Origin of the sequence: Gemmatimonas aurantiaca, assembly GCF_037190085.1 — a bacterium.
GTDB lineage: Bacteria > Gemmatimonadota > Gemmatimonadetes > Gemmatimonadales > Gemmatimonadaceae > Gemmatimonas > Gemmatimonas aurantiaca_A.
This window is the reverse complement of record NZ_JBBCJO010000005.1, coordinates 466,382-491,143: the sequence shown is the minus strand read 5'-3', so window position 1 is coordinate 491,143 and position 24,762 is coordinate 466,382. Positions and strand designations below refer to the sequence as shown.

Genomic DNA, 24,762 nt, shown 5'->3' with positions numbered 1-24,762 from the left:
GTGCAAGAACGCGTGGGCAGGGCTAACGTACGCATGGGATCACTTCCGGCAATCCTCTCGTGGGTGTACCGGAGCGATTCGTCCCTCCTCCCTCCCGTCGTTCCAGACGATGCCTCTCCCCGCTCCCGTCCGACGTGTCCTGTTCGGCGTGCTCGCCCCGGCGCTGCTCCTGCTGACCGCAGCCCGCGCCGACGATCCTGATGGGTCACCCGTCATCCGGCGCACCGAATACGGCGTGGTGCACATCACTGCCACCAACTTCCGCGGCGTGGGAATCGGACTCGGTTATGCGCAAACCGAGGACTACGGTGAGCGCGTCATCATGGCGCTGCTCAAGAACAAGGGGTGGATGGGGCGCACCTTCGGTCGCGACAGCATGGAGTCGGACTTCAATGCCGCGCGCGTTCAGGCCCGGGTGCAGGAGACGTATCATCTCCTCGATGCCGACACCCGGGCGATGTACGATGGATTTGCCGAAGGGGTCAATCGCTACATCGTCTCACACCGGACCGATCTGCCGGCCTGGGTGCAGCCGGTCTTTCACGGACACGATGTGGCGGCCGGCGACATCGGCACCGCCAACGTCAATGGGGGACGCACGCTGGTGACGCGCTGGTTGGCTCGCGATTCCACGCGCGGTGTCGGCGGAGGGCGCACGCGGGACGAGGCCGCCATGGACGCGGCCGCGGAATTGCCACGGATGGGCGCCGATGCCGATGTCGGATCGAACGCCTGGGCCCTGGCGCCGAGCCGGACCAGCTCGGGCCGGGCGATCCTGCTTCGCAACCCGCATCTCGCCTGGAACGCGGGCTACTGGGAGGCCCATGTCACCGTTCCCGGAAAACTCGATTTTTACGGCGACTTCCGCATTGGCTCCGCATTCTCCGTCGTCGGCGGTTTCAATGCGGCCCTCGGATGGGCGACGACCAACAATGCGCCCGATCTCGAGGAGGTCTATCAGCTCGAGCTCGATCCGGCACTCCCCGATCACTATCGATTCGACAGCACGAGCGTGCCCATTCGCTGGCAGGAAGTGCGTGCGGCGTATCGGGATGGTGATACCCTCGTGCAGATCACGCGACGGATCGCCACGACGCCACTCGGTCCCGTCGCCCATCGGACGGCAACCCATCTCTACATCGTGCGTGCCGGGCCGGATGGAGAATACCGCGCGGGAGCACAGTTCCTCGCCATGATGCGGGCGCGCAGTCTGACCGAATGGCGCAGCGCACTCGCCATGCGCGCCCGCTCGACGTCCAATCTCACGTACGCCGATCGGGCAGGAAACATCCTCACGATCTGGATGGCGAGCATTCCGCGTCTGCCCCATCCCTCGGGGCGGGACTCGATGCCCATTCCCGCGCGAGGCTCGGCCGATATCTGGACACGGCTCATCACGCTGGATTCCTTGCCGCAGATCCAGAATCCGCCGGGCGGTTACGTGCACAACGAGAACGATGCACCGCATTTCGGCAATCTCCGCGCGCTGCTCGATACCGCGCGATATCCCGACAATGTGGAGCGCGGCGAACTGCGATTGCGCAGTCAACATGCCCTGCAGTTGATCGCCACCAGCGAGCGGTTCTCGCTCGAGGAGGTGATCCGCCGCAAGCACAGTATGCGCATGCTGCTCGCCGATCGTGTGAAACCCGATCTGCTGCGCATTCTGCGCGCGCAGGCGGATACGACGCCCCCCGCGATGACGGAGGCGTTGCGTGTACTGGACCGATGGGACAATACCGTGGCGCCTGCGAGTCGTGGTGGCTTGCTGTTCGAGACCTGGTGGCGCCGCTATCAATCGCAGGCGCGGGATTCGGCGTTCGCCGAGCGATGGTCGTGGGCACGCATGACACAGACGCCGCGGGGCGTGGGACAGCCGGCCCATGCCATCGAGGCCTTCCAGTGGGCGTTGGCCGAAATGCAGAACAGATACGGTGCGGTGAACGTGGCCTGGGGTGACATCCATCGCGTGCGACGGGGATCGGTGGACGTGCCGGTCGGTGGATGCAGTGGGGCCCTCGGATGTTTCCGCGTCCTGAGCTACGAGGAGCAGGCGGATGGCATTCGTGTTGCCAACAGCGGTGATGGCTGGGTGCTGGCGGTGGAATTCGGCGCGCAGGGTCCGCGCGCGTATTCGGTACTGTCGTATGGACAGAGCAACAAGCCCCAGTCGCCTTACTACGAGGATCAGGCGGCGATGTTCGCGCGAGGCGAATTCAAGCCGGTGCGTTTCACGGAAACCGACGTGGCGCGCCATGCCCTTAGGACCTACGTCCCTTCGCGCTGAGACAATACCGGGCGCCATAGCGGACGATTCGATGACGGCGGAGAGTGGCGCGACGCGGTGCACGCCTCTTATTTCGGGCGGAAGTCCTTCGCTCACCCGGGATCCGCCGCATGTTCGTGATATTCGTTGCTCCGATGTTCTCGCCCGCCGCCACGCAGATGATCGAGGCCGGGCTGAACATCCCGCACGTCGGATTGGCTGTCATCAGCCAACAATCACTCGATCACCTGCCTGCCGCGCTCGCGCATCGACTCGTGGCGCACTGGCGCGTGGACGATGTCACGGACGCCGCACAACTCGAACATGCCGTCCGCCAGCTTGGGGCACGGCATGGGGCCATCGCCCGCTGCTTCGGTGCCTACGAACAGGCACAACTGCCCCTGGCCATCGTGCGCGAGCGACTCGGCATCGGCGGGCTTTCCAGTCACGCGGCGCACCAGTTCCGCGACAAGGCCCGCATGAAGGACGTGCTGCGTGCCGCCGGTGTGCCCGTGGCGCGTCATCGCCTCATCACATCGCCGGCCGACGCCCGCCACTTCGTGGCCGAAGTGGGATTCCCCATCGTGATCAAACCACCGGCCGGAGCCGGTGCGCGCGCCACCGAACGCATTCGGGATGCCGCGCAACTCGATGCCGCACTCGCCCGCCATGCGCCCAGCGGGACCGATCCCATGCTCGCCGAGGAGTTTCTGCAGGGCACCGAACACTCGCTCGAGACGGTGTCCGTGGGAGGGCAACCCGTGTGGCATTCGCTCACGCGATACGGACCCCCACCGCTCGAAGTGATCGAGAATCCATGGATCCAGTGGACGGTGCTGTTGCCGCGTGAAGTGGACGATGCGCAGTACGACGATATCCGCGCCGTGGGCGATAAGGCGCTCGTGGCACTCGGCATGACCACCGGCGTCTCACACTGCGAGTGGTTCCGCCGCACCGACGGGTCGGTGGCCATCAGTGAAATCGCGGCGCGTCCGCCGGGCGCGAACATGACCACCATGATGTCGCGCGCCAACGACATGGATTTTGTGCAGGCCTGGATGCGCCTCATGATCCATGGTGCGTTCGCGCTGCCCGAGCGCAAGTACGCCGTGGGCACGGCCTATCTGCGCGGTCAGGGCCGCGGACGTGTCACACACATCGAAGGACTCGACACGGTGCAGCGTGAACTCGGTGCGCTCGTGTGCGACGCCCGTCTGCCGTATCACGGACAGACGCCCACCGGCAGCTACGAAGGCGAAGGCTTCCTCATCGTGCGGCATCCGGAGACGGCTGTCGTGCAACACGCACTCACCCGCATCGTCTCCACGGTCCGGGTTCATCTCGGCGCATAGGCGCGTTCCTCCAACCCCTGTCATCGATGTCCAAGACCGTTCTGATGCTGACGCCGGGTTATCCCGGCGAGATGCCGCACTTCACGCGAGGTCTTTCCGAGCATGGTGCGACGGTGCTGGGTGTGGCCAACGGGCCCGCGCACGAACTGCCGGAGATGGCGCGCCATCATCTCAGCGACTATCTGCAGATCGCCGATCTCTTCTCGCATCCCCAATCGGCCATCGCGCAGATCCGCAAATGGCTGGGCAATCGCACGCTCGATCGGGTGTGTTGTCTGTGGGAGCCGGGTGTGGAAGTCGCCGCGGAGATCCGCGAAGCGCTGGGCGTGCCGGGACAGTCGTATGAACAGGCTCTGCGTTTTCGCAACAAGGACCTCATGAAGCAGGCCCTGGCCGCGGGTGGCGTGCGCGTGCCGCACCATGCCGTGGCCACCAACGCCGCCGAAGTGTGGGCGGCGGCAGAGCAGGTGGGATATCCGCTCATCATCAAGCCCATCGCCGGTGCCGGCTCACAGGACACCTTCCGGTGTGACAACGCGAAGCAGGTCGAGGCGGCCATCTCGCAGCTCGGGCACATCGACACCGTGGACGTGGAGGAGTTCATCGACGGTGAGGAGTTCACGTACGACACCATCTGTGCCGGCGGTGACATCAAGTATTTCCACGTGGGTTACTATCGGCCCAGACCGCTGACCGCCCGTACCAACGAATGGATCTCGCCGCAGACCCTGAGCTATCGTCACGTGGACGATCCGTGGGTGGCCGGCGGGCGGGCGCTCGGCGAGCAGGTCATCGATGTGCTGGGGTACGACACCGGCTTCACGCACATGGAGTGGTATCGCAAGTCCGACGGGGAAGTTGTGTTCGGCGAGATCGCGGCCCGTCCACCCGGCGCACGCACGGTGGACCTCATGAACTTCGCCAGCGATGTCGATCTGTTCACGGGCTGGGCGGAAGCCGAATTGCACGGAACGTTCTCCCTCGACATCGAACGCAAGTACAACGCCGCCTGCATCACCAAGCGGGCCCATGGCCAGGGACGCATCCGGCGCATCGAAGGGTTGGATCGTATCAAGGCCCGGTGCGGTGACGGCATCTGCGCCATCGATCTGCTGCCGATCGGTTCGCCCCGTCGGGACTGGAAGAGCACGCTGCTGTCCGATGGATACGTGACCATCCGGCACCCGGATTGGGATACCACCAAGGCGATGGCCGATTTTGTCGGTACCGACCTGCACCTGTACGCCGGCTGAGGAGCATCTTGCGGCTGCGGCAATGTCCCGTCATGTGGCGTTGTCGCAGCAATCGGGGTGGGAGCGCTGCAACGGACCGCGCCAATCCAGGCTACGGTCGGGCTCGCCATAGAGGGAATCCGGGCGCGTGAATGCATCGGAGCCGCGGCACGCGGTTTGCCCTTGCAGGGAGGCGTGGACTGCCGGGGGGCGGTCCACGTCGCTCCTCCATCCCACCAGGCGCCATGTCCAGAATCATCGAAGAGCCCTCGGTCGATCCCATCCGCAGCTACTTCTCCCAGCTGTGTGTGATGCTCACCGGAGTCGCCACCGGGGTGGTCCACCCCTCTGCCGTCGATGGGGCATACACGCCGAACTATCACATGGGCCGTCGCGACGGGTGTCATGTGGTCGTGGCGCATCTGGCGTCCAGCCGGTCGCTGCGTGAGGCGGCCGACAAGTGTGTGGCCTTCGGCCGCGGCGTCGAGGAACGCGCCGAGAGCCATCCGTACGGTCCCGACTGGTCGCAGGGCTTTGCCGCGGCCACCCTCGAGGCGTCGGCGGATATCGCCATGTACGCGGCATCCGGTCAGGTCCCCCCGGTCGATCGCGCCCGTCTCCGTGCGGCGCGCACCGCGGCCCGGCACCTGTCGCCGTTGCATGGCCTGTTCACGCCAAAGCCCGGCGAGACCGGGGAGCCGCGCAGTCACCGGGAGTGGTGAAGCGCGTTCTGAAATCGCTGGCGATTCTTCCACCGATTGCGCAGAATTCCAGAAGGGCCCGCGAGTGATCGCGGGCCCTTTTTGTATCCCGGTCCCTATATTGCCAGCCATGCCCAAGAAGCCTGCTGTCGTGCTCGATGCGCGTGCTCTCGATCGGACGCTGCGTCGCATGGCCGATCAGATCGTCGAACTCAATGCCGGAACCGACAACCTGGTTCTGGTTGGTATCCAGCGCCGCGGCGTGCAGCTCGCCGACCGCCTCGTGCGCATCATCAAGGCCCAGGAAGGGGTCGAAGTGCCCAGCGGGGCCCTCGACATCACCCTCTACCGCGACGACCTGCAGACCGTCGGTCCGCGTCCGGTGGTGGGCGCCACCTCGCTGCCCTGGACCCTCGACGACCAGCGTGTGGTGATCGTGGACGACGTGCTGTACACCGGGCGCACGGTGCGGGCCGCGCTCGACGAGCTGGCCGACTTCGGCCGGCCGTCGCGCATCGCCCTTGCCGTGCTGGTCGACCGGGGCGGACGGGAGCTGCCCATCCACGCTGATGTCGTGGGACGGAAAATCGAAGTCACGGCCGGACAACGGGTCGATGTGTTCGTCGAGGAGCTCGACGGGCGCGACGAGGTGGTGATCGCCAGCCGCGACGAGGAGGGCTGAGCGGATGGCCGGCCCCCTCGGCAAGGATCTGCTGGGACTCGCGCCGCTGTCGGCCGAGCAGATCCGGTTGGTGCTCGACACGGCGATCCCGTTCCGGGAGATCTCCGAACGCGCGATCAAGAAGGTGCCCACGCTGCGTGGCGCCACGATCGTCAATCTCTTCTTCGAAGCCTCCACACGCACGCGCATCTCCTTCGAGTTCGCCGAGAAACGTCTCAGTGCGGACACGGTGAACGTGGCGGCGGCGGGATCCAGCGTGTCCAAGGGCGAGACGCTCGTCGACACGGCCCGCAATCTCGAAGCGATGAAGATCGACATGGTCGTCATCCGGCATTCCGCGTCGGGGGCGGCGCGCTTTCTCGCCGAACGCATCGAATCGAACGTCATCAACGCGGGCGACGGCACGAACGAACATCCCACACAGGGATTGCTCGACATGCTCACGCTGCGCAGCCGGCTGGGCGATCTCGCCGGCAAGCGTATCTGCATCGTGGGCGATGTGCTGCATTCCCGCGTGGCGCGCTCCAACATCTGGGGACTCACGAAACTCGGCGCCGAAGTGGCCGTGTGCGGCCCACGTTCCCTGTTGCCCAACGCCATCGAAGAGATGGGCGTGACGGTGTTCGATCGCATCGAAGCCGCCATCGAGTGGGCCGATGCGCTCAACGTGTTGCGTCTGCAACTCGAACGCATGCAGGCCGGCTACATTCCGTCGCTGCGTGAATACAACCGTGTCTTCGGCGTCACCAGTGCGCGACTCGAACGAGCCTCGCGCGATCTCCTCATCCTGCACCCTGGCCCGATGAATCGCGGCGTGGAAATCGACAGTGACGTGGCCGACGGCCCGCACTCGGTCATTCTCGATCAGGTCACCAACGGCGTGGCCGTTCGCATGGCCGTGCTCTATCTGCTGGCCGGCGGCAAGCCGGAACTCGCCGACGCGGCACAGAAGGGGGTGGCGTGATGTCGTCACATGCACAGTCGCGTGATCTGCTGCTGCGGGGCGGTCGTATCGTCGATCCGTCGCAGGGGATCGATGTGGTGGGGGATGTGCTCGTACGCAATGGCGTGATCGAACACGCAGGCGCGGGCATCGGTACACCTGATGGTGCCGAGGTGGTCGATGTGAGCGGCCTCGTGGTCGCGCCGGGATTCATCGATGTGCACGTGCATCTGCGCGAGCCCGGTCGCGAGGATGTGGAAACGGTGGCCACGGGCGCGCACAGCGCGGTGGCCGGTGGTTTCACCGGCGTGTGTGCCATGCCGAACACCAGACCGGTGACCGACAATCAGGCCACGGTGGGCTTCGTGAAGCGCCAGGGTGAGGCCGCGGGTTTCGCGCGGGTGTATCCGTATGGGGCGATCTCGCTGGGGCAGAAGGGTGAGACCCTCGCCGAATTCGGGGAGATGGTGCAGGCTGGCGCCGTCGCGTTCAGCGACGACGGCAAGCCGGTGGAAAGTGCGCATCTCATGCGCACGGCGCTCGAGTATGCGCGGGCGTTCAACGTGCCGGTGGCCGAGCACTGCGAGGACATGACACTCGCCCGCGGCGGTTCGATGAACGAAGGGCTCATGAGCGCGAAGCTCGGCCTCAAGGGCATTCCCGGCGAGGCGGAGGAAATCTACGTCATTCGGGACATCCTGCTGGCCAAGCGCACGGGCGGACATATCCATCTGTGTCACCTCTCCACCAAGGGCTCGGTGGAACTGGTGCGCTGGGGCAAGGAGCGTGGCGTCAACGTGACCGCCGAGGTGTGTTCGCATCACATCTCACTCACCGAAGCGGCGGTGGATGGCTACAACACCAACGCCAAGATGAATCCGCCGCTGCGCACGCAGGAAGACATCGATGCACTGCAGCAGGGGCTGGCCGATGGCACCATCGATCTGCTGGTCACCGATCACGCGCCGCATCACTACGACGAGAAGGAACGCGAATTTGCCGACGCGCCCAATGGCATCGTGGGTCTCGAAACGGCGCTCGGCGTGAATTGCACGTATCTGCTGCATCCCGGCGTGCTCACCCTGTCGCAGATGATCGACGCGATGAGTTGCAAGCCTGCGCGGGTGTTCCATCTGCCCGGTGGTACGCTGGCCAGGGGCGCGGTGGGTGACGTGTCGGTGTTCGATCCGTCGCGGCAGTGGACGGTGGACGCCCGGCAGTTCAAGTCGAAGGGCCGCAACACGCCGTATGGCGGCCATACGTTCACGGGCCAGGCGCGTCTCACCGTGGTGGGTGGTCGTGTGGTGTATCGCGCCGGATGACCGGTGTGCGGCAGGTTTGCTGACGTGAGCGGGATGTGAGCGTGATCACATCGCCGGTTGCGGAAATCGCCGAACAGGCCGAGGCTCTTGCCTTGGCCTGTCGTCGCTTGCATGCCCGTGGGCTGTTGGCCGGTGCTGAGGGGAACCTCTCGGTGCGCCTGTCGGACGACACGGTGCTGGTGACGGCATCGGGCGTGGACAAGGCGGGCATCGGGGTAGGGCAGGTGCTGCGGGTGTGGTGGCGCGTGATGGACGGTGCACCGTATGGTGTGTCGCATGGTGTGCCCGAGCTCACCTCCGCGTGCCCGCTGCATGACGGTACGGGCCATGAAGACGGTGACAGATCGCTCCGCCCCTCGTCGGAATTGGAGATGCATCTGGCCTGCTACGCAGCACGTCCGAACGTGCGAGGTATCGTGCATGCGCATCCCCCGGCGGCCACGGGGTTTGCCACGGCGGGCTTGCCGTTGCCGGCGGACGTGCTGCCGGAAGTTCCCGTGGTGGTGGGTCCGGTGGCGCTGGTGCCCTATGGACGTCCTGGCACCCCGGCGCTGGCGGCCGCGATGCAACCCTTTCTTGCAGCACACGAGGTGTTTCTGTTGGCGAACCATGGTGTTACGGCGGTGGGACGGACACTCACCGATGCCCTGTTGCGCATGGAGAGCGTCGAGCAGGCGGCCCGGATCGTGGCCGTGGCGCGTCTCCTTGGCGGTGAACAGCGTCTGCCCGCAGGAGAGGCGGCGGCGCTTGCCTCACTGCATCGTTCACACGAGCTTCCCACCGGATCTTCCCCCCGTTCCCTATGACGGAGCAGAACGTCGTGTCCATCGAAGAGGTGCGCGTCCTCGTTGCCGAGCGACAGCGCTATGACGACTGGTTGACGGCCCTCGAAGCGCGGCGGGCGGAGACGCCGGCGCGGGTGTTCGACCGGGTGTATGCCGACTATGGCGCCCGACGGGCCGATGTGCTGGCGCGGTTGCATACGCATGTCGGCGGATTGACCACGCTGAGCACGCAGCTCGATCAACGGCTGGCCGAACTGGAAAGCACGCTGGCCTCGCTCGAGGACGAGCGGGTGGAAGCGATGCTGCGTACGGCGGTCGGTGAATTCGACGACCATCGCTGGGAGGAAGTGCGCACGCAGGTCGAGGAGCGCATCGCGTCGCTGGGGCAGGAGCGTGATGGCCTGCTCACCGAAGTGGACGAAGTGCGCACGCTGCTGGCGAGTGCGCGCGTGGAGCCTGAGCCGGAGCCGGAGCCGGAGGAGATCGTGGCGTCTGCGGTGCAGGTGGAAGGTGATGCCACGGCTTCCGTCGTCACCGACGTTGTGGTCGATGATGCCGCTGATGTTGTTGCCGAAGGGACGGAAGCGCATGCACCGACACCCATCGATGCCGCGCCCGTCGTCGCATCCGATGACGCGGGTGCTCCGCCTGCCGGTTTCGAAGGCGCGTTGCGTGTCTCGGTGGACATCGGCCCGTTCGGCACGCCGCCGATGATGGCACCCGTGATTCCCGCGACTCCCACACCGACTGCGCTGCCCGCGATGCCGGAGCATGCCGGAGCGGACGAAGAATCGTTCGAAGACGTGAGTGCGCTGTTCGATGTGCCCGATGCCCTGCCATCGCGTTCGTTGCCGGCCGCCGAGATCAACCTCGTCAGCGAGATGCCACCGGCTGCGCCACCGGCCCCCTCGGCCGCCGAACTGGGCGCCCCGTCGGTGGAATACGATGACGCGCTCGCGTTGTTCTCGGACAAGAGCGTTCCGGCCGATCCCGGTTTCGTGAAGTCGCTGGATGGCATCGAAGTGGAGATCGATCCACCGCTCAAGGGCCGGACGCAGGGTGTGCCCGATGTGTCCACGGCAACGGCCACGCCGCCATCCAATACCGCCGACCCGTTCGACGATCTCGCGTTTCTGCGTTCCGTCATCGATCCGGGCGGCACGCCGGATGTGGTGCCGCCGGCACCCGTGGCTTCGTCCTCATCCGCCGCTTCGTCGAGTGCGCGTCAGGCCGGTGGTGAGCCGCAGAAGACGCTGCGCTGCACCGAATGCGGCACGATGAACCTGCCCACGGAGTGGTACTGCGAGCGGTGCGGGGGAGAGCTGGCCGCGTTTTGAGATCATCGCTGGGCGCATGAGAGTCCGGAGCACAAAAGGTCCGCGTCGTGATGACGCGGACCTTTTGTTTGCATGGAAGGAAAGAAGACTCGGCGTGAGAAGACTCAGATGCGCTGCGTGACCGTGAGGAAGAACGAACGTCCCGGCTCGTTGTAGGTAGCGGCGCCCTGCGCGTTGCCGACGGCTTCACGGAAGCGACGGGTGTTGGCCAGATTGTTCACGCCGAGGCGCGCCGAGGTGCCACGCAGCGTGAAGCCGATATTCATCCCCACGATGGCATAGGGATCGACGCTGGTGAGCTGAGCACCGGTCCGCTGTGCATTCGTGCCGGTATCCCAGGTGGGTGGTTGCTGCCGGCCGTAGAAGGCCGCCGTGGGCATGATGGACAACACCCGCGACGGATTCCATTCGAGCATGCTGTTGATCGTATAGTCGGGAATGATCGACAGCGGCTGGCCGGTGACTACGTTCTTGTTCTCGAACATGCTCGTGAGGTTGTTCGTCAGACGCAGCATATTGCCGGACTCTCCATACAGCGGAATGTTGAGGTTCCCCTCGATACCGCGCACCACGGCCTTGCCGGTGTTGACCCAACGGAACGGACGGAAGGTCGAGCCGCCGACCGTGACCTTGTCGGGTATTGTCTGGGTTCCCATGTCGGCGATGATCTTGTTGCTGTAATCGTTGTGGAAGTACGCCAGGCCGGCATTCCAGCCGCTTCTGTTGTAACCCACGCCGATTTCCTTGTTGATGCTGATCTCCGGGGCCAGATCCGCGTTGCCGAAGATGTTGCACGGCCCGCTCACGCGCGTGCCGCCACCAGTCGGTGGGAATGGACAACCGTTGCCGCGCGTGGTGTACATGTAGTTCGGATTCGACTGATACAGATTGGGTGCCTTGAATGCCCGGGCGATACCACCCTTGAGAGTGAAGGCAGGTGTGATCGCATAGGAGATGTTGACGCTCGGGCTCCAGTTGGCGCCGAACAGCGAGTGGTGATCGAAGCGGATGCCGGGTGTCAGGGTCAGATCGTGCCGCAGCCCGATGTTGTCTTCGACATACACGGCCGAGGTGCTCGCCGCATTGACCGACGTGGAGTCTCCCGACACGGCGATGCCGGAACGGGTGGCGTACGGATCGTCGAGACGACTGTCGTTGAATTCTGCGCCGAGCGAGACGGTCTGGAAGAAACCGAGGAATTGCACGGCCGCGTTGTACTCGCCGTTCACCACGAAATTCTTCAGACGACTGGTGGACCAGGAGACCGAATCCTGAATGCTGCCTTCGACACCGCCGGCCAATCCTTCATTGAGTCGCGTATTGGTCGTGCCTTCGTAGGCCGCATACACGCGTGCACGGCGATTGTGGGCGTAGGTGCCGCGATACGTCAGACCGCTGGAGCGTCGCTCCATCACGTTGGTCTCCGCGCCCTCCGTTGCCAGCCTGCTCAGGAGCACCGTGCCGTTGCCGATCAGGCGTTCGCCGCTGTACAGATTGCCTTGGCGGCTGTAGCTGTTCTCCAGTTCGACGATGTGCTTGCGACTGGCATCGAAGCGGAGCAGGGCGTTGATGTCCTGATTGCGCACACCTTCGCGTCCCGCGGGGGGTACGGTGGCCGAATCGGCGGTGACACCCGACGCTTCGGCGTTGAGTCCCGGCTTGTCCGGATCGGTTTTGGCCAGATTGCCGTAGAGCCGGTAGGAGAACGCGGAGGCGATGGGGCCGGCCAGATTGAAACCGATGCGGCGGCTTGCGCCTTCGTCGCCGTTCTCCGCCATCGATCCATAGGCGGTGACGGAGCCCGACAGGCGTTCGCTGGGACGCTTGGTGATGATGTTGATCACTCCACCCGAAGCGCCCGAGCCGTATCGTGCGGCAGCCGGGCCACGCAGCACTTCGATGCGTTCGATGGCGTCGGCGGGAACCCAATTGCTGTCGCCGCGCCCGTTCCGTTCACCGTTCCGCCCCATGCGCACCGAATTGCGCGAGGTGGCCGGCTTGCCGTCGATGAGGATGAGCGTGTTTTCCGGACCCATGCCCCGGAGGTCGATCTGACGGCTGTTGCCGTAGGCGCCGCTGGAGCTGTTGCCGGTGAGATTCACACCCGGCATGGTGCGAATGAGTTCGGACAGATCGTTGGCCGGTGGCCGTCGCTCGATGTCCCTGGCCGTGATGATGGAAACGCCGGGCGCCTGCTTCTTCTCTTCCTCGGCCGTTCCAAGAACGCGCATGCCCTCGAGCTTCTGGGCGCGGGTGGTGTCGACTTTCGTGGGATCCTGGGCCGCGAGCGGGCTCGCGATCGAAACGAACGTCACGACGGTCAGGAGCGTCGTCGTCGTTCGTGAAATGATGATGGGGAGGCTCATGCCGCATGATGTGCAGCGAAAGCCGATAGATAAACTCTGAATTAATACCGATTTATATTGTCGTAATTACGGATGCGTTCACGGTTCGAAGCGCCGGCGCAACCGTCGAAAGCCGAGCGGAAGGAGATCGATGGCCTAGAGACAACAAAAAAAGACCGGACTCATCGAGTCCGGTCTTTTTCACCGCATCGTGACGTGCGGATCAGGCGCTGACGCCGAGCTTGGCCAGCCGGCTCTTCACGCGCGCCGCCGCGTTCTTGTGGATCAGGCCCTTGCGGGCGGCCCGATCGAGCAGCGAGACGGCAGCGAGACGATCGGCCGCAGCTGCAGTCGCCACGCGGGCCTTCTTCACGGCGGTACGCAACGCCGAGCGCTGGGCGCGATTGCGGAGTGCAGCCGCACGCGACCGGCGGAGGTCCTTCTTGGCAGACTTGATATTCGGCACGAAAAGCTCCTGGTCCTGCTTGCTGGTATGGTACGAGACGATACGGGGCCACGCCAATAGCATATGTCTAGCACAACGCTAGACACGCGTGGCGGAACAGACTGAAAAACATATCCGGGACCCGGGCGCCGGTCAAGCGGTACAAGCACTCGTCAGAAGCCCTGCCCGGACCGCCCGTTGTCCGCGCCCGTGGCCGACGGCCTTTTGACACCCCTCCCGTCGCCGGCTACCTTCCGGTCCGGATTTGCTTGCATTCGCGTCCCACTCCCGGCCCCTTCCATCGTGGACTTCCAGCAACTCGCCCTCATCGCCCCCGGGCTGCTGTTTGCGATGGTCGCGCACGAATACGCGCATGGCTATGCGGCGCTGAAGCAGGGGGATCCGACAGCCTATCAGCTCGGGCGGCTGACCCTCAATCCGCTCAAGCACATCGATCCGTTCATGACGGTGATCCTTCCGCTGGTGCTGTGGGCCATGGGCGGACCGATCTTCGGCGGCGCCAAACCGGTGCCGGTCAACCCGCGCAATTACCGGAACTACAAGAAGGGCGACATCATCGTGTCGCTGGCCGGTGTGGCCACGAATGTGATGATCGCCATAGCCTGTATCCCGGTCATCATCCTTCTTGGATTCCTGGGACAGCAGATACCGGGGCTCGAACGGCCGCTGGCCATCGCGCAGCGGATCGCTGAAGTCAGCATTCTCATCAACCTGTTCCTGGCGGCGTTCAATCTGCTCCCCATTCCGCCGCTGGATGGATCACACGTCTTCAAGTACCTGCTCCCCCCGCGCTGGGCGCTGCAATACCAGCGACTCGGCGGCGCGGGGCTGCTGATCCTGTTCGCCATGCTCTCGTTCGGTCGGCCGCTGATCAATGCCTGGCTCACGCCGGTCTATGTCCTGCGCATCATGGCCGAACGGGTGTACTTTCCATACTTGTTGCCCAACCCCTTCGCGTAATCCGCGTGATCGCTCCCAACTTCCGCACCGTCGAGGCCGCGGGGCCGTCGTTTGTCGTCGAGCTGAGCCAGTTCACCGGCCCGCTCGATCTCCTGTTGTCGCTCATCCGCGATGAACAGGTCGACATCTACGACATCCCCATCGCCCGTATCGCCGAGCAGTTCCTCGCGCGCATCAGCACGCTCGGACTCGACGAAGCCGCCGACTATCTCGAGATGGCCGCGCGTCTGCTCCGCATCAAGGCGCAGATGCTGCTGCCGCGCGCCGACGGCGAGGAGGCGTGGGAGGATCCGCGCGCCGAACTCGTCCGTCGTCTGCTCGAGTATCAGCAGATGCGGGAAGTGGTCGACCTGCTCGAACACCGTGGGGAGGAACGCCGTCATCAGTTCGCGCGACGTTTCGTGCCGGCGTCCGTCGACATCACGCCCATCAACGCGCCGCTCGCGCTGGCGCTGGGTGATCTGCTGGCCGCGGTGGACCGCGTGCTGCGCACGAGCAAGGAGCCCACGCTGCACGAAGTCGTGCCGCGGGCGCTGGACGTGGCCGGCGCCATGACCACCATCCGTTCGGTGATCGCGATGCGTCGTCACTGCCGCTGGTCGGATCTGGTGAGTGCCGACGCCGAGCCGTGGCAGGTGTTGTCCGTGCTGCTGGCGTTGCTCGAAATGGCCAAGCTGGGTGAACTGCACATCGCGCAGCGCCAGCCGTTTGCTTCCGTGGAGATCCGTCGTGACGCCGTTAGCGAAGCTGCTTGAAGCCGCGCTCTTCGCCGCGCCCCGACCGATTTCTCTCGATGCGCTGGCGGCTCTCGATGCGGAGGCGAGTCCAGCCGCGGTGAGCGCCGCCCTCGACGAACTGCGTGAGCACTACGACGTGGATGGTCACGGCGTGGAACTCGTGGAGCAGGGCGGGGGCTGGCAGATCCTCACGCGTGCCGAATTCGCCGAGGCGATCGAGCGGGCGCAGGTGGCGGTGCGTCCGCAGCGCCTGTCGGCGGCGGCGCTCGAAACGCTGGCCATCGTGGCCTACCGGCAGCCCATCGGTCGCGCGGAGATCGAGGAGATCCGCGGCGTGGCCGTGGGATCCGTTCTCAAGTCGCTGCACGAACGTGGTCTCATCGACATCGTCGGACGCAGTGAAGGCATCGGCCGTCCGTTGCTGTACGGCACCACGCCACAATTCCTCGAGCAGTTCGCGCTGCGTCACCTCGAGGAGCTGCCGCGGGCCGACGAACTTGCGATCGCGCTGCGCGGCGCTGGCAACGCCACGGTCGTTCCGGAGTGACGCGGCCGCGTCGCCCGGACAGCGCGGCCGGCAAGGGGAAGGCGTCTGGAAAGGCGCAAGGCAAGGCGCCTGGAAAGGCCCAAGCGAAGGCGCCGCACGCGAAGAAGACCACGTCGGCGGCGTCGGCGCGAAAGTCTGCCGATTCCAGCAAGCCCGCCCGGCCCCCCAGGCCTGCCAAGCCAACCAGCCCCGCGAGGTCCGCCAAGTCCACCCGGCCCACCGGCGGCCCGCCTTTGGCCAGGGGCGGCAGCACCGTCAAAGCCCGCGAGGAAGGGCCCATGCGCGTGCAGCGGGCCCTGGCCCGCGCGGGCGTGCTGTCGCGTCGGGAGGCCGACAGCGCCGTGGCGGATGGACGGGTCCAGGTGAACGGCACCACCGCGGTCATCGGCCAGGTGGTCGATCCGGCGCGGGACCGCATCACCCTCGATGGCACACCAGTGGTCACGCAGGTCACCAGTCATCGGTGGATCGTGCTGCACAAACCCGCCGCCGTGATGACCACGCGCAAGGATCCCGCCGGTCGCCCCACCGTCTTCGATCTGGTCGACGATGCGCCGGGACTGGTGTACGTCGGACGCCTCGACTTCATGACCGAAGGGGTTCTGCTGCTCACCACCGACGGCACGGCCGCTCACGCGCTCACGCACCCCAGTCGTGAGGTGGAGCGCACCTACGTGGCCACCGTGCGCGGCGATGCGGTCTCGGCGGCCCGGGAGGCGCGGCGCGGTGTGCAGCTCGAAGACGGGCTGGTCGTGCCCATCGAAGTCCTGGCGCATCCGCTTGGCGGTCGGCGCTGGGCGTTCGAACTCACGATCGCCGAAGGACGCACGCACGAAGTCCGCCGCATCTGCGACGCGCTGGGCCTCGAGGTGGAGCGTCTCGTGCGTACCCGATTCGGTCCCGTGCGGCTCGGCGATCTGCCGTCGGGCGCGGCCCGTGCCCTCACCAATACCGAACGGACGGTGCTGGACGCCCTGATCGGGCAGGGGGAGTGAGGGTCGTGGAGCAGATCGGGGTCACATGGGGTATCTGGCCGCAATGACGACATCATGACGCGGCATGTCCCCGGCAGGCCAGCGGTATGACAGCGTCATGACAGCTTCTCTCAGACACGGGATTCAGCGTTGACTACGAGTGTCACCGGCTCGAGCGTTTCGCAGGACGCGGCTCTGGTTCAGGGCGTATTGCGTGAGGTCGCCCGTCGCATCGTCGGACAGGAATACATGGTGGAGCGACTGCTCATCAGTCTGCTCACCGGCGGGCACGTGCTCCTGGAAGGGGTGCCCGGACTCGCCAAGACGCTGACCGTGCGGACGCTCGCCGAAACGGTGCGCACGAGTTTCCAGCGCATCCAGTTCACGCCCGACCTGTTGCCGGCCGACGTCATCGGCACGCAGATCTTCGATCAGCCCAGCGGCGAATTCCGCGTCAAACACGGACCGATCTTCGCCAACATCATCCTGGCCGACGAAATCAATCGTGCGCCGGCCAAGGTGCAGGCGGCGCTGCTCGAAGCCATGCAGGAAAAGCAGGTCACGATCGGTGGCACCACGTATCGGCTCACCGAACCGTTTCTGGTGCTCGCCACGCAGAACCCGATCGAGCAGGAAGGCACGTATCCGCTGCCCGAAGCACAGGTCGACCGGTTCATGATGAAGCTCCGCGTGGGATATCCCACGCGCGCGGAGGAGAAGGAGATTCTGCGGCGCATGGCCGGCGGCGACAACATCACGGTGGCGCCGGTCGCGTCGCCCGAAGAACTGATGGAAGCCCGTCGCCGCATCTCCGAGTTGTACATGGACGAGCGCATCGTCGACTACATCGTCGAACTGGTGCACGCCACGCGTCATCCGGCGGAAGTGGGGGCGCCCGATCTGCGCGCGCTCATCGAGTTCGGCGCGTCCCCGCGCGCGACCATCGCCCTGGGACAGGCGGCACGTGCCCACGCCTTCCTCCGTGGCCGCGCCTTTGTCACTCCCGACGACGTGAAGAGCATCGCGCCCGACGTGTTGCGGCATCGTGTCCTCACGTCGTTCGAAGCGGACGCCGAGGGCGTCACCAGTGATACGATCGTGGAACGGCTGCTCACGGTGGTGAACGCGCCGTGAGCATCGCGGCGATCGCACCCGCCGATGTCCTGCGCCAGGTGCGTCGCATCGAAGTGCGCACGCGCCGGCTGGTGGACTCGCGATTCGCCGGTGAATACCGCTCGCTGTTCAAGGGACAGGGGATGGAGTTCGCGGAGGTGCGCGAATATCAGCCCGGCGACGAGGTGCGCTCGATCGACTGGAATGTCTCGGCGCGCATGGGACGCCCCTTCGTCAAGCGATATGTCGAAGAGCGCGAACTCACCATCATGCTCGCGGTGGATCTTTCCGGATCGTCGCGTTTCGGCACGCGCGCGCGTTTCAAGCACGATCTCGCCATCGAGCTGGCCGGGGTGCTGTCGCTGGCCGCGGTGCGCAACAACGACCGCGTGGGACTCATGCTCTTCACCGATCGGGTCGAACATGCCCTCCCCGCGCGCAAGGGACGCAAACATGCCTTGCGTCTCATTCGTGATCTGCTCACCGTGCGTCCCGCGGGACGGGGCACCTCCATGTCGGCCATGGTCGACCGGCTCATGCGACTCCTGCCGCATCGGTCGGTGATCTTCCTGGCGTCCGACTTTCTCGCGGACGATCTGGAGAAACCGCTGGCGCGTCTCGCGCAGCGACACGATGTCATTGCGATCACGCTGGAAGATCCCGCGGAACGGGCACTGCCCGACATCGGCCCGGCCCGATTGGAGGACCCCGAAACCGGCGAGATCGTGGAGATCGACACCTCGAATCCGCTGGTGCGTCGCGCGTTTGCGGCGCGGGTCGCGGCGGAGGATGAATCGCGACGCAAACTGTTCGGACGGCTCGGTCTCGACGAGATCGTGGTGCACACCGAATACGGGTACGTGGATGCGTTGCTGGCTTTCTTCCGCGCGCGCGCGCGCCGTCCGCACGGGGCCGTGCGCACCGGTCCGCGAGGGACGCTCGGTGACGCCGCATTGCAGCCGGTGGGCACGCGGTGAGGCCCATGCAATCCGTGCAACCGCCGGCTTCTCTCGACACCACGCTGTTCACGCGGCAGACGGGATCCCGTGTGCAGGCGGGCAAGGTGGTGTCTCCCGACACCGTGGAGATCGGCGATCCGTTCCGGCTGATCGTGACGGTGGTGGTGCCCAGCGATGCGCGCGTGGAGTGGCCGACGATCACCGATACCACCGCCGTGGTGGTGATGCGCGAGCCGGTGAAGGTCATCGATCAAGGCGGAATGACGGGCGGTCGCCGCGAGCGGGCCGAATACACCCTCAGCGCCTGGGACATCGGTGCGCTGCCCATCGGACTTGGTGATGCGGTCGTGCGGTACGGCAATGTCACCATGCGCGTGCCGCTCGCCGATGCGCGTGTGCAGGTGAAGAGTGTGTTGCCGGGCGACACCACCCTGCACGTGCCCAAACCGGCACGCGATCTGTTTCCGCGTGTCGATCCATGGTGGGAGCGATGGTGGCCAGCCCTGCTGGTCCTGGCCGCGTTGGGCTTGTTGTGGTGGCTCTGGCGTCGTCGCCGGCGTCATGGCGCCGAGCGGGTGGCGGCACCTCCGACCGATCCGTACGCGCGCGCGGTGCACGAGTTCGAACGTCTCGATCGGCTCGCGTTGGCCGAAGCCGGAGAGAGCGGGCGGTATGTCGCATTGGCCCTGGATGTGTTGCGTCTGTATGTGTCGGCGCGCATTCCCGAGGCCACGTTGTCGTTGACGAGTGCCGAACTGCTGGGCGCCGTGGCCGACGATCCCCGCGTTCCGCGCGATCGTCTGGTGTCGCTGCTGGCCGATGCCGACGGCATCAAGTTCGCAGCGCGTCGGGTGTCGACACCACGCGCCCGGGAGATCGGCGCGGAAGCGCGGGCGATCGTCGATCACATCGAACGCACCGATCGTGAGCGGCGGGCGGCCGAGGAAGCGGCGCGGGCCGCGGCGGCCGCGGCGGTGGAGCGGGAACGCAAGGACGCCGAGGAACAGGCGCGCCGCGCGTCACGACGTCCACGCGCTGGAGCGCGATGATGGGCACGACGTGGCGCGGCTGGTTGGACACGCTGATGAACGGCGAGTGGTGGAGTGCACGGTCCACCCTGGTGTCGCTGTTCGGTGTGAATTTCGCGCACCCCGAAGTGCTGCTGTTGTTGCTGGCCGTGCCGCTGTGGCTCTGGTGGTGGTGGCATCGCGAAGCCACGCAACGCACGATCACCTTCTCGCGCGCCGGTCTGTTGGCCAGGGGACCGAAGCCGCGTATCGCGTGGGTGCGCTGGTTGCCGTGGCTGCGTGCGTTGGCCCTCACCGGTCTCATCGTGGCGGTCGCGCAACCGCGCTCGGGAGCGCGGGCCGAACGGGTGTCCAGCGACGGCATCGATATCGCCCTCACCGTCGATATCTCGAGCTCCATGCTGGCCGAGGATTTCCAGCCGCAGAACCGCATGGAAGTCGCGAAAGAGAAGGTCAAACGTTTTGTCATGGGGCGCACCAGCGATCGTGTGGGACTGGTGGCGTTCTCCGGAGAAGCACTCACCCAGGTGCCCCTCACCACCGACTATCCGGTCGTGCTGGCGGCGATCGACAACCTGCAGGTGGGCCAGCTCGAGGACGGCACGGCCATCGGCACGGCGATCGCCACCGCGGCCAACCGTCTGCGCAATTCCCCCGGACGTTCGCGTGTCATGGTGCTGCTCACCGATGGTGAGAACAACCGCGGCGCCATCGATCCGCGTACGGCCGCGCAGGCCGCGGGCACGTTCGGTATCCGCATCTACACCATCGGTGTGGGAACCGAAGGCATGGCCGCCGTGCCCGTCGGACGTGGGCTCTTCGGGTTGCGGTATGAAAACCGCCCCGTGAAGATCGACGAGGCCTTGCTCACGGAAATCGCCAACAGCACCGGCGGACGATACTTCCGTGCCAGGGACGCGGCGGCGTTGCAGAGCATCTATGAGCAGATCGATCGTCTCGAACGGTCGGCGGTGGAAGCACGCGCCTACATTCGGTACACCGAGCGGTTTCGCTGGCCGTTGCTCATCGGGCTGGCGGCGTTGGTGTTCGAACTGATACTGCGCGCGCGTCGCGGGGTGCTGCCATGACGATTCCGCTCCCCAATCTTCCGCCGCTCCTGTTCGATACACCCTGGTTGCTGGTGCTGGTCATCGTGCTGCCGCTGCTGGTGTGGTGGCTGCGTCGGCAGCGCCAGGTGCGTCGCACGGAACGCCTCGCGCGTTATGCGTCGATGGCGGCGCTCACGCGGCTGATGGTGTCGCAGGATGCGGAAGCCACACGCCGCACCGTACGTCTGATGGCGGTGGGAGCCTTGCTCGGTGTGGCGCTGGCGGGACCGCGCTGGGGCCTTGCCCGGGGACCGATGAGTTCGCGCGGTATCGACATGGCCATCGCCATCGACGCATCGCTCTCGATGCTGGCGCAGGACGAACGTCCTTCGCGTCTCGAGCGCGTGAAGCAGGAGGTGCGCCGTTTGCGCGCGATGTCACCGGCCGACCGGGTGGCACTCATCGCCTTCGCGGGCCGGAGCTACATCCTGACACCGCTCACCGCCGATGATGGGGCGCTCGAACTCTTTCTCGACAATCTCGACCCCAGTGTCGTGGGGCAGGCAGGGAGCGCATTGTCGCGGGCGATCCGTCAGGGCAGCGAATTGCTGATGGCCAGCGATGGTGATGCCGACCGTGCCCTGGTTCTGCTCAGCGACGGTGAGTCGTTCGACTCTGTGGAGGATATCGAATCGGCGGCATCGGAAGCCGGCAGCAAGGGCATCAGCGTGGTCACGGTGGGCTTCGGCACGCCGAATGGTGCCACCATTCCCGTGCGTGAGGGGACGATCGTGCGCGAGAAGCGGGATGACGAAGGGCAGATCGTGGTGACGCGTTATTCCCCCGATCTGCTCGCCAAGGCCGCCGAAGCGGCACATGGCACGTTCATTCCCGCCGAAGCCTCGGACAAAGCGGCGCGCATCCGCGGGGCGCTGCGCTCGTTGCGCACGGCGCGTCGCACGGTCGATACCCGTGAAGATCACGTGGCGCGTTTCCTCTGGTTCGTGGTGCCGGCGCTCATCCTGCTGGCCTGGGACTCCTGGCGGCTCGTGCGACGCGGTGGCACGGGGCGCCGTCGTCCCGAGATTCCCGGCATCGTCCTGGCCGGCTTTCTGGGGTCGTGCGCCAAAGCGCCCGATCCCGCGGCGCTCTTTGCCGAAGGCAATGTGCCGGCGGCGTTGCGTGCGTATCGCGAGATGGTGGCCCAAGGGGACACCACCATGCAGACGGCCTACAATCTCGGCACCACGCTCATCGCCGTGGACTCGTTGTCCGAAGCGTCGGAGCGCCTGGAGACCGTGCGTCGTGGCGCCGATGGGGAAGTCCGCTTTCGCGCGCGCTTCAACGCTGGTCTGGCCGCGCTCATCCTCGGCCGGCAACCCGGCAATCCCGAAGGGGAGCAGCGACTGGCTGACGCGCGCGCGGCCTACCGTGCCCTGCTCACCGACCGGCCGGGGTATGCCGATGCGAAATGGAACTACGAACTCGCGCTGCGGAAAACGCCGCCACCGAGTGGCGGAGGTGGAGGCGGCGGTGGTGGTGGCGGAAACGATCAGCAGAACGAACAGCAGCAACCGCAGGGACAGGGCGGCCTGGATCAGAAGCAGGCCGAAGCGCTGCTGAACAGCGCCGCGCGTGAAGAGCGGGATGTGCAGGGACGCAAACAGCGACAGAGCCGCGTCCCACCAGGAGGCAAGGACTGGTGACGTCGTTCCGCGTCATGATGCTGGGCCTGATCATTGCTGTGTGCCTGCGTGCGGACGGTGTTGCTGCACAACCGTCGCCCACCGCGATCGTGGATCGTGTGCGGGTGAACACCGCGCGTGCCATCGACTTTCATGCGGCGGCGTTTCCGGAATCGGTCTATGTCGGGCAACAGATCACCTATCAGGTGGCCGTGCTGCTCAGCGAGGACGCCCGCACCCGTCTGCGGCGTGATCCCGAATTCCGGCCACCGGAGTTGCGTGGACTGCTCGCCTACGAACTCGGAACTCCCCGCCGCGTGCCCGCGCGTGAATACGATGGACGACGATACGAAGCGCACGTGTTCCAGCGGGCGCTGTTCGGCATTGCGCCGGGTGTGCTCACGGTTCCCGCGCCCCAGCTCACGTACTACCTGTCGCAGTCCTCCAGCTACTTCAGCCGTGAGGAGCGCAATGTGGTGCACGCCGAGAGCGCACAGCTCGTGGTGAAGCCGCTCCCCGACGAAGGACGTCCCGTCGACTTCTCCGGCGCGGTGGGGGTGCTGCAGGCCAGGGTGCGTTTCGACGAAACGTCGGCGCGGGTGGGCGATCCGCTCATGCTCACCGTGCGGCTGGAGGGGACGGGCAATGTGAAGCTGCTGCCGCGGCCCGTCGTGGAATTGCCGTGGGCCTCCGTGGTGGCGGGCAGTGAACGGGTGCAGATCGACTCCTCCGGTGCGCTCGTGCGTGGTGCGAAGGAGTTCGATTTCATTCTGACGCCCACCCGTGCCGGCGCGGTGGTCCTGCCCATCATTCACTACCCGTACTTCGATCCGTATCGCGCCGAGTATGCGTGGGCTGAATCGATGCCCGCCGATCTGCAGATCGCCGACGGCGCATTGGTGGCGCCCTCGGAGATCGACGAGTCCACCAGACTGCCGCTGCGTTCGTGGCAGGTGCACGAGGCACGTCCGGGATATGTCTGGTCGCCCACGGAACGTTTGGTGTTGCTTGGCATCTGGTTGGGCACGACCGCGCTGGCCGCGGGAGCCGGCTGGCGTCGTCGGCGTGCCGCTCGCATGCGGGGCGATACGCGGATGACCGCATCGGCGCCTGTGCCTGCTACCGTCGACGAATCGCCGGGTGCGATGGCGCGGGATCTGCGCCGCACGCTGCTGCGGCAACTGGCAGGACGTCTGCAGGTACCCGCCGGTGCCTTGGTGGTGCGCCGCGATGTGGAGCGCATTCTGCGACGCCGCGGAGTGACCAGGCAGTCCACACGTGAAGTGCTCGAACTGCTCGATCATCTGGCCGTGGAAGGATTCGGGCCAGGGCTCGATCGATCATTGGGGCAATCGCTCGATCGATCGGCATCGCAGTTCTCGTCACCCTCGTCACGATCGTCCGCGAACGACAGCGATCTTCGCGCGCGTGTGGAACGGGTGTTCAAGCTGGTCGATGATGAAGCGATGCTCTCTCCGGTTTCGCGCTGGCTGACACGACGCGGCCTTCGTGCGATGCTGTTGTTGACGACCGTGACCGCATCGATGACATCGGCGCGTCGTGGTGTCGCGCAGCAGGCCGTCGAGACCGGCGTCCGCGTGGATGTGCCGCTGCTCGTGCGCGAAGCCACGGCCGCGTACGAGGCCCGTCGTTATTCCACCGCCGCGGAGCGGTTTGCCGAAGCGGCTGCGCGCCGACCGCGCGATGTGGATCTGCTCGTGAACTGGGGAACCGCCGCCTGGTCCGCGGGCGATACGGTATCGGCCGTGGTGGCATGGCAGCGTGCCGCGCGGCTCGAACCGCTGGCGATCGATGTGCAGGAGCGACTGGGCCTGTTGCCTCCGGGGGCGCGGGGAGGCATCGCCGAAGTCCCCATGGTGCCCGTGGCCCTGCTGGTCGTGATCGCCACGGTGTGCTGGTGCCTGGGCATCGTGGTGCTCATCGTGGTATGGACCCGCGGCTCGACGAACGACCGGGGCATTTTCCGGACTTCGGTGGGTGGAGCGGCCATGCTGGTGGCCACGGGGCTCGCGCTCTCCGCGTGGTGGGGGGCCCGTGCGCTCGATCCCGAAGGACTGGCCGTGGTCCGACGTCCGGAGGCCATGCGTGTGCAGCCGGCATCCGACGCCAACACCGCCGGCGGGCTGGCCACGGGTGATATCGTGCGCCTTGCCGGCGCGCATGAACAGTGGGCGCGTGTGGAACACGCCGATGGCCGCTTCGGGTGGGTGCCAGCCGAGCGCCTGACACGACTCGTGCCTGACGGATCGCCTCGATAG

General features: G+C 66.0%; 21 protein-coding genes. 19 read left to right on the top strand and 2 right to left on the bottom strand.

Features of this window, described 5'->3' with window-relative positions:
* The first annotated feature begins 109 nt into the window (after nucleotides 1-109).
* The 9 genes from WG208_RS07940 to WG208_RS07900 all read left to right on the top strand — a co-directional run bounded on the left by WG208_RS07940 (nucleotide 110) and on the right by WG208_RS07900 (nucleotide 10,620).
* On the top strand, nucleotides 110-2,287 hold the full coding sequence (locus WG208_RS07940) for a penicillin acylase family protein (protein ID WP_337170799.1): 2,178 nt from the start codon (nucleotides 110-112) through the stop codon (nucleotides 2,285-2,287).
* A 110-nt stretch (nucleotides 2,288-2,397) separates the two neighbouring features.
* Complete coding sequence (locus WG208_RS07935; protein ID WP_337170798.1) at nucleotides 2,398-3,618, top strand: ATP-grasp domain-containing protein; 1,221 nt, start codon at nucleotides 2,398-2,400, stop codon at nucleotides 3,616-3,618.
* Between the two features lie 26 nt (nucleotides 3,619-3,644).
* Nucleotides 3,645-4,871: an ATP-grasp domain-containing protein gene (locus WG208_RS07930; protein WP_337170797.1), complete on the top strand. Its 1,227-nt coding sequence runs from the start codon at nucleotides 3,645-3,647 to the stop codon at nucleotides 4,869-4,871.
* A gap of 224 nt (nucleotides 4,872-5,095) precedes the next feature.
* Complete coding sequence (locus WG208_RS07925) at nucleotides 5,096-5,572, top strand: hypothetical protein (protein WP_337170796.1); 477 nt, start codon at nucleotides 5,096-5,098, stop codon at nucleotides 5,570-5,572.
* A gap of 109 nt (nucleotides 5,573-5,681) precedes the next feature.
* Entirely contained in the window at nucleotides 5,682-6,233 is a 552-nt protein-coding gene (gene pyrR / locus WG208_RS07920) for a bifunctional pyr operon transcriptional regulator/uracil phosphoribosyltransferase PyrR (protein ID WP_337170795.1), read from the top strand.
* Nucleotides 6,234-6,237: 4 nt separating this feature from the next.
* Nucleotides 6,238-7,197, top strand: coding sequence for an aspartate carbamoyltransferase catalytic subunit (locus WG208_RS07915; RefSeq protein ID WP_337170794.1), 960 nt, complete (start codon nucleotides 6,238-6,240; stop codon nucleotides 7,195-7,197).
* Nucleotides 7,197-8,498, top strand: coding sequence for a dihydroorotase (locus WG208_RS07910; RefSeq protein WP_337170793.1), 1,302 nt, complete (start codon nucleotides 7,197-7,199; stop codon nucleotides 8,496-8,498). Before WG208_RS07915 ends, WG208_RS07910 begins: the two co-directional genes overlap by 1 nt.
* A gap of 41 nt (nucleotides 8,499-8,539) precedes the next feature.
* Nucleotides 8,540-9,304 carry a class II aldolase/adducin family protein gene (locus WG208_RS07905; protein WP_337170792.1) on the top strand — a complete coding sequence of 255 codons (765 nt, stop codon included), beginning with the start codon at nucleotides 8,540-8,542 and terminating at the stop codon, nucleotides 9,302-9,304.
* Complete coding sequence (locus WG208_RS07900; RefSeq protein ID WP_337170791.1) at nucleotides 9,301-10,620, top strand: hypothetical protein; 1,320 nt, start codon at nucleotides 9,301-9,303, stop codon at nucleotides 10,618-10,620. Before WG208_RS07905 ends, WG208_RS07900 begins: the two co-directional genes overlap by 4 nt.
* A gap of 104 nt (nucleotides 10,621-10,724) precedes the next feature.
* Here WG208_RS07900 and WG208_RS07895 read toward each other — a convergent pair whose 3' ends face one another.
* Nucleotides 10,725-12,986 (bottom strand): FepA family TonB-dependent siderophore receptor, encoded by a 2,262-nt coding sequence (locus WG208_RS07895; protein WP_337170790.1) that lies wholly within the window; start codon nucleotides 12,984-12,986, stop codon nucleotides 10,725-10,727.
* Nucleotides 12,987-13,188: 202 nt separating this feature from the next.
* Entirely contained in the window at nucleotides 13,189-13,431 is a 243-nt protein-coding gene (gene rpsT / locus WG208_RS07890; RefSeq protein ID WP_337170789.1) for a 30S ribosomal protein S20, read from the bottom strand.
* 177 nt (nucleotides 13,432-13,608) lie between these two features.
* On the opposite strand from rpsT, the gene WG208_RS07885 reads away from it, so the two are divergent.
* The 10 genes from WG208_RS07885 (at nucleotide 13,609) to WG208_RS07840 (ending at nucleotide 24,762) form a co-directional block, all read left to right on the top strand.
* Nucleotides 13,609-14,391 carry a site-2 protease family protein gene (locus WG208_RS07885; protein ID WP_337170788.1) on the top strand — a complete coding sequence of 261 codons (783 nt, stop codon included), beginning with the start codon at nucleotides 13,609-13,611 and terminating at the stop codon, nucleotides 14,389-14,391.
* 5 nt (nucleotides 14,392-14,396) lie between these two features.
* A complete protein-coding gene (locus tag WG208_RS07880) occupies nucleotides 14,397-15,146 on the top strand; it encodes a ScpA family protein (RefSeq protein ID WP_337170787.1) in 750 nt (249 codons plus the stop codon).
* Nucleotides 15,121-15,675, top strand: a complete 555-nt coding sequence (gene scpB / locus WG208_RS07875) for an SMC-Scp complex subunit ScpB (protein WP_337170786.1) — start codon at nucleotides 15,121-15,123, stop codon at nucleotides 15,673-15,675. Before WG208_RS07880 ends, scpB begins: the two co-directional genes overlap by 26 nt.
* 278 nt (nucleotides 15,676-15,953) lie before the next feature.
* Nucleotides 15,954-16,670, top strand: a complete 717-nt coding sequence (locus WG208_RS07870; RefSeq protein WP_337170785.1) for a pseudouridine synthase — start codon at nucleotides 15,954-15,956, stop codon at nucleotides 16,668-16,670.
* A gap of 129 nt (nucleotides 16,671-16,799) precedes the next feature.
* Entirely contained in the window at nucleotides 16,800-17,783 is a 984-nt protein-coding gene (locus WG208_RS07865; protein WP_337170784.1) for a MoxR family ATPase, read from the top strand.
* Nucleotides 17,780-18,739 carry a DUF58 domain-containing protein gene (locus WG208_RS07860; protein ID WP_337170783.1) on the top strand — a complete coding sequence of 320 codons (960 nt, stop codon included), beginning with the start codon at nucleotides 17,780-17,782 and terminating at the stop codon, nucleotides 18,737-18,739. The genes WG208_RS07865 and WG208_RS07860 overlap by 4 nt, the downstream gene beginning before the upstream one ends.
* Before the next feature lie 5 nt (nucleotides 18,740-18,744).
* Nucleotides 18,745-19,770, top strand: coding sequence for a hypothetical protein (locus WG208_RS07855; RefSeq protein ID WP_337170782.1), 1,026 nt, complete (start codon nucleotides 18,745-18,747; stop codon nucleotides 19,768-19,770).
* Complete coding sequence (locus WG208_RS07850) at nucleotides 19,770-20,837, top strand: VWA domain-containing protein (protein ID WP_337170781.1); 1,068 nt, start codon at nucleotides 19,770-19,772, stop codon at nucleotides 20,835-20,837. Before WG208_RS07855 ends, WG208_RS07850 begins: the two co-directional genes overlap by 1 nt.
* Entirely contained in the window at nucleotides 20,834-22,504 is a 1,671-nt protein-coding gene (locus tag WG208_RS07845) for a VWA domain-containing protein (RefSeq protein WP_337170780.1), read from the top strand. Before WG208_RS07850 ends, WG208_RS07845 begins: the two co-directional genes overlap by 4 nt.
* A complete protein-coding gene (locus tag WG208_RS07840; RefSeq protein ID WP_337170779.1) occupies nucleotides 22,501-24,762 on the top strand; it encodes an SH3 domain-containing protein in 2,262 nt (753 codons plus the stop codon). The genes WG208_RS07845 and WG208_RS07840 overlap by 4 nt, the downstream gene beginning before the upstream one ends.